Genomic DNA, 12,071 nt, shown 5'->3' with positions numbered 1-12,071 from the left:
CCAATTTGGTTTTCGGTCGATCTGAGAGCAACTTCGGCTAATGTGCCTTGCACTGCTACTTTGTCGGGTTTGTAGGTGGTGGGTTTGATGTGGTGCTGACGGATTTCTTGGGCGATCGCAGGCAGTTTCTGGACGGATTTTACGCAGAAGGTATCGCCGTCAAAGTCCATACCGCAATAGTCGCGGGCGATGTCAGGGTTGACATACATGGTTCCCTGTTGGTTGAGTCCTTTGATGTGTTTGTTTGTCCAAATCTGCAAGTCGTTGCGATCGCGGATGGGATAGCGGAATCCGACATATTCGCCTTCGGGCATTTCAGGGATGCACATTTCTAGTTCTCCTAGTTAGAGTTGTTTGATGTTTCTCTGGGCAGCAACTAGGGTTTCCACTTTCTGTTGAGTGGTTGGTAAGACATCTTGGGAGATCGCTTGTTGGCTAAACCATTGCCAGACGGTTTAGGAGGTCTTGACTCGCCGCTTTTGGGCGAAGTTGACGATTCCTAGTCGATGAGGATAATTACTTGTGAGGGTTGTCAAAGAAGATAAAATTTGAATGATAGTTTTATATGGATATGACTTCAAGCTATGGTAATGTTAATAATCAAATAGCTTTTTAAGACAATATCTGCAATTCTAATCAAGGTTAATTTTATGGAACCGATAACTGCGATCGCGGCGGCGGAAATTGTCAAGATTGCTTTTCAGGAGTTTGCTAAGTCTGGGGCTGGGGAATTGGCTAAGAAATCTGTTGGTGGTGCGATCGATTTAATCAAAAATCTTCGTGATAAAATTAAGGCGAAATTTCAAGGCGATGAACGGGTTGAAAAGGCTTTGATTGAGGTCGAGCAGGGGAATTCAGAAGCATTGGGCAAGGTCGCAAAATATCTTGATATTGAGTTGGATGAGGATGAGGTTTTTGCTAAGGAAGTGAGGCAGATTGCTCAGCAGATTATCAATATTCAGAATCAAAATAACTCAAGCCGCGAGTACAACAATTACGGTCGCGATCAAATTAATATTGAAAATATCCAAGGTAATCCTAGAATTGGTGGATCTTAACTATGACTCGGAAATATGACAACCGAGGTCGTGACCAAATCAATATTGAAAATGGCAATGTTCTACTCCAAAATCAGTCTGCCCAAAATCAAAATGAACAATTGATCTTAAGAAAAGTAAATTTAGAAGTTAACTCTAGACTAGAAGATTCGCTACACAACCGTATATTTGTCAATTTGGATAAGCAATCCCAACCAGAGCAAGTGGAAAGACTTTGGGATACACAAATCAAAATTGGTGCGAAGGCTCCTGCACCTATTTCTACAAATACAAGTATTCTCGAAGTATTTGAGAGATCAGATATTGCAGGACATTTACTGATTTTAGGGAATCTAGGTGCTGGTAAAACAACAACAATGCTTGATTTAGCAAAATCACTCGTTGAAAAAGTCGAGCAAGATTCTGATGAGCCGATTCCAGTAATAATTAATTTATCTAGTTGGAAAAATCTACGTCAGTCAATGTCTGAGTGGTTGATAGAAGAACTTAACTCAAAGTACAAAATTTCTAAAGATATTTTTAGAAAATGCTTAGAAGATAAAAGACTATTGCCTATGCTAGATGGATTAGACGAAGTAAAGCCAGAGTTTCAAGAATCTTGTATAGATGCGATTAATCTCTGGTTAAATGATGAGCTATGTCCATTATTTATTGTTATATGTAGTCGTCAAGAAGAGTATGCTAATCATCAGACCCAACTAAACTTAAATGGAGCAATCTTACTCGAAGCACTGACAGATAATCAGATTCAATCATATCTAGCTAATGTTAATAGAAATGAGCTATGGGAACTTTTACGAAGCAATTCCGAATTACTAGAATTGGTCAGAACACCTCTATTGTTAAGTATTACAATTCTTTCCTATAATGAGCTTTCTTTGGATGAATGGCACAAACAAAATTCAACAAAAAATCTTATAAAACTTTTGCTAGATGCTTACATTCAGGCAATGTTTCGGAGGAAATTTAGAAATGTATCATATATAAATGATACATTACCAGCGGACAAACAAACAAAATACTGGTTGAAATTTCTAGCTTTGCAAATGGGAAAAGAATCACAAACAGAATTTTTAGTTGAGAAAATGCATCCGTCTACATGGTTGTTAAATACGTCAAAAATAATTTATAGATTTATTATTGGTTTGATTTTATTTCTACTTTTTGTAATGCCTATTAGGGTAATTTTTGGTGATATCTTAGGTTCTATTATGGCATTGTCTATAGGTTTAGTGTTGGGATATGCAAGTATGTTAGAAATTAAATTAGCCGAGACATTTGATTGGTCTTTCACAAAAGCTAAAAAGTCATTTCTTTCTTGGTTTATTCCTTCGATGATAATTATTATACTTGTTGGAATCATTGTGGGAATAGTTGATTGGATACGTTATAGTCCCATTCATGGGGTATTAATGATGTTTGCTATCATACTAATACTAGGGTTTTTTATAAGCTTAATGGCAATATTTTCTAGTGTTATTGATGGATTAGATGGAATGGAAATAGCTCTTAAAACTATTCCGAATCAAGGAATTTGGAAATCAGCTAACAACGCTCTTTTTACTTCCTTATTTTGCGTGCTTACTTTTGGAATAACTGGCTTATCAATTGGTTTATGTGGAGGAATGTTATTTGGTGAAATTCTTGATAAAATGTCTTTTGGAATTATTGCTGGTCTGGTTTATGGTCTTTTCTTTGGGCTGATGGTTGGACTTAAATTTGGAGGATTTGCCTGTATTCAACACTTCATTTTACGAACCATTCTATCTTGTAACAGAGTTATCCCTTGGAATTATGCAGGTTTTCTAAACTATTGTACAGAAAGACTTTTTCTTCAGCGTGTTGGCGGACGCTATCGCTTTATTCATAGACTACTGCAAGAACATTTTGCTGAAATGGAAATCTAGCTCAATTACAATGCCAATTGCACTTTGGGAAAGCATCTAGCTCACAGTGAACACTGAATTAAAAACTTAGGATGACACTTAAAATTACACTAAAGAGGATAGACAAATGACGGTTAGAGAACAACTTAGCAAAGAACTTGAACAAGCCCCCGACTCATTAGTTGAAGAAATTCTTGACTTTTGCCTATTTCTCAAACAACGTCAGCAAGCCAAAATTAACGATCTGGCAACTGAAACAAAAACAAACGGGATTCTCGACCTATTAAATCGCGTCAAAGAAATTCAAGCCCAAGTTCCCACCGAAGAATGGGACAAACTTCCCCATGATGGCTCAATCAACCACGATCATTATCTCTATGGTTCTCCAAAGGTTGAAGGATGAAAACAGTTTTTGCTGACACTGGATACTGGATCGCCCTGCTCGATCCCCAAGATACACTTCACTCAAAAGCCATAAATCTAAGCATCACATTCATTCAAGTGCAAATTGTCACCAGTGAAATGGTACTTACAGAAATCCTTAATCACTTTTCTAAACGTGGAAACTTCCTAAGATATGCCGCCGCAAACTTGATTGAAAGCTTACAAGAAAATCCTGCAATCACAATTATTCCTCAAACCGATAGTATTTTTCAACAAGCCCTCATTCTCTACAAACAACGTCCCGATCAAGCATGGAGCCATACAGACTGTTCCTCCTTCTGCATCATGCAACAACAGAATATCCTAGAAGCATTGGCATACGACAAACATTTTGAGCAAGCAGGATTTATCGCCTTACTGCGTTAGCTCAGGATGCAATAGCTTTTTAAATTGCGAAAGTAGCAGTAAAAGCAATGCCTTTTCTTAATCTCAACCAAGCAGATTTAGCGAACAGTTGATGATATTCTTATTCACACTATGATTAGCTCTATCTCCTCTCAAGTCATTGTTACTGCCGCCCAGATGCAAGCGATTGAAAACCTTATCTTTCAATCTGGTATGCCTGTAGCAGCTTTAATGGAAAAAGTAGCGCTAAGAATTGTCCAACGGATTACTGAGTTCTATCCTGCCCATAGATTTCCTAAAGTCGGTATATTGGTTGGCTCTGGTCATAATGGTGGGGATGCATTGGTGGTCGCCCGTGAGCTTTATCATCAGGGACGACAAGTCAAAGTTTGCTCTATGATGCCTAAAGCTAAGCCTCTTACAAGAGTACATGCTTGTCATGCTAAGGCGATTGGGATTCCTTTTGTTTCTCTTACGGAATTACAGGATTGTGATTTACTTATCGATGGTATTTTTGGTTTTGGACTAGAGCGTGACGTAGATGGTGATTTAGCACACTCATTCAATTTCATTAATAGTTGGCAGATTCCTATTGTTGCTATCGATTTACCATCGGGGCTAAATTGCGATCGCGGCAATGTCATGGGTATGGCAATTCGTGCTACTCATACGTTATGTCTGGGCTTATGGAAGCGCGGTCTATTAATCGAGGAGGCTCTTCCCTATATCGGTATTCTAGAAAGGATTGACTTTGATATTCCTGAGCAATTCATTATGAAAGTATTGGGCGATCGCCATCCTCTTTGGCGGGTCGATCCTCACACTTGCCTACGACAGCATCTGCCGATTCCTCGACCTATTGCAGTTCATAAGTACAATCTGGGACATTTATTATTGGTAGTTGGCTCTCATCGCTATGCAGGGGCGGCGATTCTAGCAGCTTTAGGTGCAAAAGCCACAGGAGTGGGAATGCTATCAATCGCGGTTCCGTCCTCTCTTAAACTACTAGTCCTTGCCCAAGTACCTGATGCTTTGGTAATTGCTTGTCCTGAGACTGATTCAGGTGCTATTTATTCTCTAGCTGGGCTAGACTTGCAAAAGTATCAGGCAATTGTCTGTGGTTGTGGGCTTTCTCTTGATGCTAGCTCTGTGGTCAAACAAACTATCGATAGCGATATTCCCCTAGTATTGGATGCCGATGGACTGAATGCTATTTCACCTATTGCCAATCCTAACTTTATCTGTCAGTTGCACAGCAGATCTAATCCTATAATCTTTACTCCTCATGGAGGTGAGTTTAGCCGCCTATTTCCTGACCTTATGGCTAGCGATCGCTTAGATGCTCTGATGGCGGCAGTAGAACTTTGCCATGCTACGATCCTGCTCAAGGGGGCGAGAACGATGATTTCTTTTCTTCAAGATGAAAAGCCAATGCTTTGGGTCAATCCTGAGAGTTCTCCTGCTCTTGCTCGTGGCGGCAGTGGTGATGTCTTGGCTGGTATGATTGGTGGGCTGTTAGCTCAGGGTTTATCTGCTAGCGATTCCGCTATAGTTGCTGCGGTTTGGCATTCTCAAGCTGCAATATCTTTGGCGAATCAACGTTCCATTATGGGGGTTGATCCTGTTTCCCTTGCTCACCATCTTCTCCCTTTCTTGCTTCCTGCTGTTTCTTAAATTTCTTAAATTTAAGATTTACGCTGATTTATCTATTTCGGTTTCTGTTTATGACCCTGCTCAATCTCAATCAAGCTGATTTGTCCGACATCTGTTTAATTGCTTCCGATGTTGATGGCACTCTTACCCAAAACAGCAAATTCTCTTCTAATTTCATCTCGACTCTTCTCGATTTACAATCATCAGAAATTAAAGTCCTGTTAGTGACTGGTCGCTCGGCGGGTTGGGTTAGTGCTTTGGTAAATTATTTACCTGTCTCTGGGGCGATCGCGGAAAATGGGGGAATCTTTTTACAACCTAATGGTCAACAAGATTTGCTCTCTTCGGTTCCTAATCTATCTAGACATCGTATTCTTCTAGAAAATACTTTCCATCACATTAAGCAGCTATTTCCTAATCTTCGTCCTTCCACTGATAACCAATTCCGTATTACCGATTGGACTTTTGATGTCGATAATTTATCGGCTGATGATATTCAAGCCATCTCTTCGCAATGTCAACAAATGGGTTGGAGTTTCACTTACAGTAATGTCCAATGTCATATCAAACCAATCCATCAAGATAAGGCTACTGGCTTATCTTCAGTGCTAAACAACCATTTCCCTGAACTCAATTCGCAGCAAGTGCTGACCGTTGGTGATAGTCCCAATGATGAGGCGATGTTTGATCCTGCTTTATTTCCCATCTCGGTCGGCGTAGCAAATGTTCGCCATTATCAAGACAAGATGCTGCATTTACCCAAGTACATTACTCAAGCTTCTGAGTTTGCTGGCTTTTCTGAGTTGGCAAAATTATTCCTACAAACGTAAAAAGCGGCGCATCGCACCGCCTCTTAATATTTGGCAAGGACTTACAATTTAGCGATCGCCTCTCATCAATAACAATTGCACCAGTTGCAATGCTGCATAAATTGCTGTTGCTACATATGTCCATGCGGCCGCATTCAGAACACTACGAGCACCTCGATTTTCATCGCCTTGCAAAATTCCTAACTCGTCAATTAGTTTCAGAGCAAGGCTTGATGCATCAAACTCAACGGGTAAGGTGACGATGTGAAACAGGATCGCTCCTGCAAACAAAATAATGCCAATGTTGATAAAAACTGTACTCAAACTACCCAATGAGGTTAGAAATAGCCCTGCCATTACCATCAGGGGGCCAAAGTTTGCACCGATATTTGCCACTGGCACTAGCGATGCACGGATATTCATGAATTGATAGCCCCTTACATCTTGCAATACGTGACCACATTCATGGGCGGCGATCGCGGCGGCGGCTAGGGATGACGATGCGTACACCGACTCCGATAATCGCACGGCTTTAGCGGATGGGTCGTAATGATCGGTCAGTTGTCCTTCGACTTGCTCAACGGTAACATCATGAATACCCATACGCTGCAAGATGGTCTTGGCAACTTGTGCGCCTGTCATCCCTAAACTCGATTGAATTTCGGCATATTTTTCATAGGTTGCTTTGACCCGATGTTGCGCCCAAAACATCAAGATCATCCCTGGAATTAGGATTAAGTAGGACGAGTGAAAGTACATAAACTTTTTTCCTTTAGTCAGTTCTGTATCTCATTATCCCCTTGCTACTTCAGCCTCTGACGGTAGTGAAAACACCACTACTGCTGCACTTTCTCAAACATTATCAAGTCGTTGTAGTCAGCAAAGTGGGAAAATCCCGAAATATTATGAATACTGAAATCATACTTTGCTACAAAATAGTGTCACAGATGACAGTATGGCGACCCTGAACCAAAATTGACAATAAGTTCGAGCAAATTTTGAGAATTTAGAGATTAGATCTAGAGTGATCGATGTATGCTTAAATTGCAGTTTTTTATCTACAGGAGATTACTTAATTAGTTTTCCCCTTCAAGTTAAAAAGCCAGTGACGCGAACCACTAGCTTTTTAAAACCCGAAGGTACAAATTAAATTTTTTGGAAACGGGCAGAGCTGCTTTGGAAAGGCAAGATTTGTTCGGTGCTTTCTTATATCTTAAATGCAAGATACGAGTTTAGCAACAATTTTTGTTGCAAATTTTTTGAATTTGTCAAAAATAACGATCAAACAAGTCTAAAAAATCTATCCGTTTCCTGAGTGAAGACGCTACAACCCTTACATTCAGGACAATTGAGATGTTATTAAATTTGCGAGACTTGACTCGGCAGATCTGCAAAGTGATCGCTGAAGGCAAGCAAAAAAGAGGTCGAGTAGCTTGACCTCACAGATAGATCGTATTTCTAATGTTGCGGATCTTGAATTTACAACCAAAGGCATAGATCCAAAATTACTAACCACAACAGAATTAGCAGCGCAAACCTTTGCGAGCTTTTTCCCCTATGCGTGGAGTTTTATCTACGCCAAAAATGTAGATCGGACGAATAAACCCGAATGGAAGACAGAAACGCGCTACCCCATCACAGGAAGGCGACTATATGACTATTGGGCAGATAACGAAACGCTGATCGGCGTAAGATTCGGCAACCAAACCGAATATGCCCTACTCGACATAGACAAAGGCAGCCCCTACCACCCCAGCAATAATCACGAGAAATTTAAGACAGTCCTCCAAGCCCTAGAAGACATAGGACTAGTCAGACCGCTAATCGTGCAGAGTTCGCATAGCGAAGGACTACATATCTACTATCCCCTGTGGCAAGAAGTCCCCAGCTTCGGCATCGCCTGCGCGATCAAAGCCTGCCTGCAAAAAAACAACTGCGAAATCGCCGCAGGAGTAATCGAAAGCTTCCCCAACACCAAAAAATACGACTCAGAATACAACGGACATCGACTGCCACTGCAAACAGGCAGTTACCAACTCGACAACGACCTCCAGATCATTGGACGGGATCTAAATCAATTTGTCGAAACATGGCTGACCGTACAAGAACATCAAGACATCGACCTCCTAAAACAGGCGATCGCCGAAGCCAAAGCCAACTATCAACCACCCAAAGACAATCGAAAAACGATCCAATGGCGAGAAGACCTCGAAAAACAAATCCAACAAGGATGGACAGGACAGGGGCAATCCAACGAGCTACTATACCTCATGGGCAAATACGCCCGAGTCTTCCTAGGCTGTGAAGACGACGATGCGATCACCGAATACATCACCAAAACAGCAAAAGCCGCCGCAGGATTCCTAAAATTTTGTGGCGATATCAAGAGACTCGAACAAAAAGCCAAAGACATCGCCAAATGGTGTATCAAGCATCATTTCCCCTGGGGCAGTAAAAAGGAAGAACAAACAGACAACGAAAAGGAAAATACAGAAATCCAAAAAGCCCAGAAACAAGCAGAAAGGCTAGAACGCATCCGCACAAGTGTAAACGAACTAAATAAAACAGGAGAAATGCCAGAAACAATCCGAGGGATGGCACAAGCGATCGCCAAAACAGCAAAAGTATCAGTAGAAACCCTATACGAAAACAAACAGCTATGGCATCCAGAATTCACCGAATCGCGTAACAGCACAAATACAAACAATTCTGCCCCATTCCCCACCGCGATCTCTCCACCGAACGAACAAGCTGAAACCCAGACAGAAAGGACTGTTACAGAAAAAGCCCTATATAAAGCGTTAGCCCCGTCTGAAACGCCCCTGCGAGGGCAAGAATTGCCAAAATTTGCCGATATTGATTTTCAGGTCGAAACGGACTTGTCAAAGTCGCCGCAAAAAACTAGCGATCTGATGTGGATCGAGACTCATGGCAGGCTAAGTCCGCCAAAAGCTGAAATTGCTAAGGTCGCTATCTCACAAAATCCATCTACCCGCACGGCTAATGCTGACTGTTTGAGATCCTATGAACCACCAAAATCTGAGCCGATCTCGGCGATTGGAAGCAGGATTGGCTATCTGAAAGCCTTACTAGAAACGCCTATTTTGCGTAGGAGTAAATCTGCATCGGAAATTGCCAGCTTGCAAGCTGAACTAGAAAGGCTAGAGCGCGATCGACAGACAAACTCCAGTCCCTAATGGGGTAGATATATACAGGATACGTGGTGCGTTTCATTTCTGAGAAACTAGCCCGTTATTAGATAAATAACTCAATGACTTAGATTTATGGATGCCACTATTGCTTTATTTATATAATGGTGTAATTATATGTTGGTTCATTCAGTAATGACACCAAAAACTAATCAAATCATTATATGATTACATTAACAATATGTTCATTAGCTGGTGGGCAGGGTAAGACAAGCTGCGCTTACTTTGTAGCTCGGATGCTGGCAGCCAAGTACAAGGTTTTGTTAGTAGATGGCGATCCACAAAGCTCTTTAACACTTTACTCAAGACATCAAACCAAGCAAGATGAGCCGAGCTTATTTGAAGTTCTAAAGGGAGTTGTAAAACCCATTGAAGCTGTCTATCAGTTAGAAGCGCCCAATATATTTTTGATACCTAGTGATGATGGCTTAGATAAAATTCAGCAACATTTAGCTGACTCTGGTATGGGTGGTCTCATGCTTCGTAAGTATCTTAAACCGCTCAATGATCTATTTGACTTCTGTATCATTGACTCACCTCCTCAGCGCTCTCAATTGTGTATTTCTTGTATGGGCGCAGCTAATAAACTGCTGATCTCCTGTGAGTGTACGATCAAAGGAGTTCAATCCCTACTACGAACTATTGATACAATTGCTGAGTTGAAGGACATTGAATTGCTCAATGGCGATATTTTGGGCGTACTACCTTTTAAAGATGTGTGGGTTGGGGCAAACCAAACAACTACTAGCAAGAAAGCAACGACTCTCATCAAAGCTACTGCTATCGAAGAAGAACTCAGAGTCTTTTCATCAATTTTGCAGTCTGAACGACATAAACAAGCGATGGATAACGGTAAAACACTTTCTGAAATTGGATATAGAGATTTGGAACACCCCTTTATTCAAGTAGTTGAGGACTTAGAACTATGTGTGCCGCAGAAATAGAAGATTTTTTGAGACGTAGTAAACGTCCTAAAGTGCATCGAGATACCTCAATTGGTAGTGAGGTTAATAATATTAGTAACAATCAGGAATTTATTGAGGTTCAGGAAACACAGCCGATAACAGACCATGAAGAACAAAAAGTAGCCTCTACTGTTAGACTCCGAAAATCAATCAATAAAGCATTAAATAACTTGAAATCAGAGCAAGGTATTACTAAGGATGCTTTTATAGAAGCAGCATGGGAAATTTGCCAGCAAAACGAAGAAGTTATGAAATTAATTTCTCAGCAAGCAACTGCAATCAATGATCATAGACGTAAGCAAGGTATCTTATTACGATCTGAAAGTGCGATTAAAAATTTAAAACGCTAACCTAACTAAGTCTTGGTGTCATTACATATTTATATCAAGACTTAGTTGTATGTTTAACTTATTATATAAATGCTGTCTGAATTTACTGACTTTTAGTGTCTTGACTTTTTCTGGGGTGCTATCTTCATCCAATACCTTCTAAAATTAACAAAAACTTTATCTAGTATCCCTTTCATCGAATTCACTCAAGGATTATGACCTGAATTAACAAAAGCCAGAATGCTTAGGCAGTAGCGGACTATCAAATAGATGTTGCGCCCTTTCTGCGAATCCTATAAATACATAAAGGTTTCATTATATCTTGGTGTATTTATGTAATGACTACAAGATATAATTATATCTTGTAGTCATTACATAAATATTTGTGGTTGAGATTGAACAACATTGTTGGAGTGTTGGCAATTCTCCTAAATTAGATCTGATAAATATATGTCAGATTTAAGCGCATATTTGATGAGAAGTTTTTGACTAAAAAGCTTAAAAAATAATCATATAATTACATCTTGGTGTCATCATATAATGATTTCAAGATGTAGTTTAGCCAATCCAAATTTCGTTTGAATTATAGAAAGTGCCTTTTTGCTCCAGTTTGAAATTACCTAAAAGTAAACCTAGCCAAATCTCGACGATGGGCAATTGCAAACTATCGTGTAAAGCCAGTAAACGCATAGGTAAATCATTAATCTTTAGCGAATAAGCAATCGCCTCAATCCATGCTGAAACATTCTCAGTGTGAGCCGTACTGATCGCCCGCTCAAATTCCTCCTCAAAACTAAGCAAACTTTCCTGCTCCAAAGATTGAATCAAAACCTCCTTATCAATTACGGAAACAACCGAATTAATATTTTGGCTCAATAGGTGAAACGGGGAGGTAAAGCAAGTAGAGATTGAAGCAAAGCACAGAGCAAAGCTTTACCTCTTCTCCTAGCATTATGAACAAACTCAAAGAAGCTCAAATATACAGGCAACTTTTCTTGAGAAATACCGCGATGAGGACGTAACCAAGAGCGCAAAAGCGACCAAAAGCCTTCCATCGTATTGACATGAACCTCGCAAAAGCCATCACCATCTTCATCTCTTGCATATTCTCCCACGCCATGACAAACAGTTTTGTGTGCATAGCCCCAATCCTGTAAGGGGTTATAGATAGCATATTCGTCAGTGTAAACCATAGTACCAAGGGCAATCGTTGCTTTAATTAGAGGCTCAATAGTGCGCTGTTGCACATTTTCTAACATCCGAATTACCACCTCACCACCACGCTGAATCATGCCGAAGATGGGGGGCTTTTCCTTCTCGAGTGTCCCCCGCCCCCGAATCCCTTTGAGCCGATTACGCCTTCCTTTGCGCCC

13 protein-coding genes are annotated in these 12,071 nt (G+C 40.5%); 9 read left to right on the top strand and 4 right to left on the bottom strand.

The window, feature by feature from the left end; all coding sequences use genetic code 11:
* A partial coding sequence (locus H6F42_RS21195) for a hypothetical protein (protein ID WP_190401368.1) occupies window positions 1-329 on the bottom strand: 329 nt, incomplete at its 3' end.
* A gap of 321 nt (window positions 330-650) precedes the next feature.
* On the opposite strand from H6F42_RS21195, the gene H6F42_RS21190 reads away from it, so the two are divergent.
* The 6 genes from H6F42_RS21190 to H6F42_RS21165 all read left to right on the top strand — a co-directional run bounded on the left by H6F42_RS21190 (window position 651) and on the right by H6F42_RS21165 (window position 6,216).
* Window positions 651-1,058 carry a hypothetical protein gene (locus H6F42_RS21190; RefSeq protein ID WP_190401367.1) on the top strand — a complete coding sequence of 136 codons (408 nt, stop codon included), beginning with the start codon at window positions 651-653 and terminating at the stop codon, window positions 1,056-1,058.
* A 2-nt stretch (window positions 1,059-1,060) separates the two neighbouring features.
* Complete coding sequence (locus H6F42_RS21185; protein ID WP_190401366.1) at window positions 1,061-2,965, top strand: NACHT domain-containing protein; 1,905 nt, start codon at window positions 1,061-1,063, stop codon at window positions 2,963-2,965.
* Window positions 2,966-3,071: 106 nt separating this feature from the next.
* Complete coding sequence (locus H6F42_RS21180) at window positions 3,072-3,347, top strand: hypothetical protein (protein WP_190401365.1); 276 nt, start codon at window positions 3,072-3,074, stop codon at window positions 3,345-3,347.
* The gene (locus H6F42_RS21175; RefSeq protein ID WP_190401364.1) at window positions 3,344-3,754 is read left to right on the top strand and encodes a PIN domain-containing protein; all 411 of its coding nucleotides are present in this window, start codon (window positions 3,344-3,346) and stop codon (window positions 3,752-3,754) included. The genes H6F42_RS21180 and H6F42_RS21175 overlap by 4 nt, the downstream gene beginning before the upstream one ends.
* 111 nt (window positions 3,755-3,865) lie before the next feature.
* Complete coding sequence (locus H6F42_RS21170) at window positions 3,866-5,407, top strand: NAD(P)H-hydrate dehydratase (RefSeq protein WP_190401363.1); 1,542 nt, start codon at window positions 3,866-3,868, stop codon at window positions 5,405-5,407.
* A gap of 50 nt (window positions 5,408-5,457) precedes the next feature.
* Window positions 5,458-6,216 carry an HAD family hydrolase gene (locus H6F42_RS21165; RefSeq protein WP_190401362.1) on the top strand — a complete coding sequence of 253 codons (759 nt, stop codon included), beginning with the start codon at window positions 5,458-5,460 and terminating at the stop codon, window positions 6,214-6,216.
* Window positions 6,217-6,264: 48 nt separating this feature from the next.
* Here the strand turns inward: H6F42_RS21165 and H6F42_RS21160 are convergent, their stop codons facing one another.
* Window positions 6,265-6,954: a zinc metallopeptidase gene (locus H6F42_RS21160; RefSeq protein WP_190401361.1), complete on the bottom strand. Its 690-nt coding sequence runs from the start codon at window positions 6,952-6,954 to the stop codon at window positions 6,265-6,267.
* Window positions 6,955-7,628: 674 nt separating this feature from the next.
* Between H6F42_RS21160 and H6F42_RS21155 the strand changes: the two genes are divergently transcribed.
* From H6F42_RS21155 to H6F42_RS21145, 3 genes are all read left to right on the top strand, one after another.
* Window positions 7,629-9,392 (top strand): hypothetical protein, encoded by a 1,764-nt coding sequence (locus H6F42_RS21155; RefSeq protein WP_190401360.1) that lies wholly within the window; start codon window positions 7,629-7,631, stop codon window positions 9,390-9,392.
* 176 nt (window positions 9,393-9,568) lie between these two features.
* Window positions 9,569-10,348, top strand: coding sequence for a ParA family protein (locus H6F42_RS21150; RefSeq protein WP_190401359.1), 780 nt, complete (start codon window positions 9,569-9,571; stop codon window positions 10,346-10,348).
* On the top strand, window positions 10,330-10,719 hold the full coding sequence (locus H6F42_RS21145) for a hypothetical protein (protein ID WP_190401358.1): 390 nt from the start codon (window positions 10,330-10,332) through the stop codon (window positions 10,717-10,719). The genes H6F42_RS21150 and H6F42_RS21145 overlap by 19 nt, the downstream gene beginning before the upstream one ends.
* A 537-nt stretch (window positions 10,720-11,256) precedes the next feature.
* Here the strand turns inward: H6F42_RS21145 and H6F42_RS21140 are convergent.
* Together H6F42_RS21140 and H6F42_RS21135 are read right to left on the bottom strand one after the other, a co-directional pair.
* Window positions 11,257-11,574, bottom strand: a complete 318-nt coding sequence (locus H6F42_RS21140; RefSeq protein WP_190401357.1) for a hypothetical protein — start codon at window positions 11,572-11,574, stop codon at window positions 11,257-11,259.
* Window positions 11,571-12,071: IS1595 family transposase (locus H6F42_RS21135; protein WP_190401356.1), on the bottom strand; the 501-nt coding region annotated here is incomplete at its 5' end. The genes H6F42_RS21140 and H6F42_RS21135, both read right to left, overlap by 4 nt.

Origin of the sequence: Pseudanabaena sp. FACHB-1998, assembly GCF_014696355.1 — a bacterium.
Taxonomy (GTDB): domain Bacteria; phylum Cyanobacteriota; class Cyanobacteriia; order Pseudanabaenales; family Pseudanabaenaceae; genus Pseudanabaena.
Note: the sequence above shows the minus strand (reverse complement) of the source record. Positions and strands in the feature narration are given on the sequence as shown.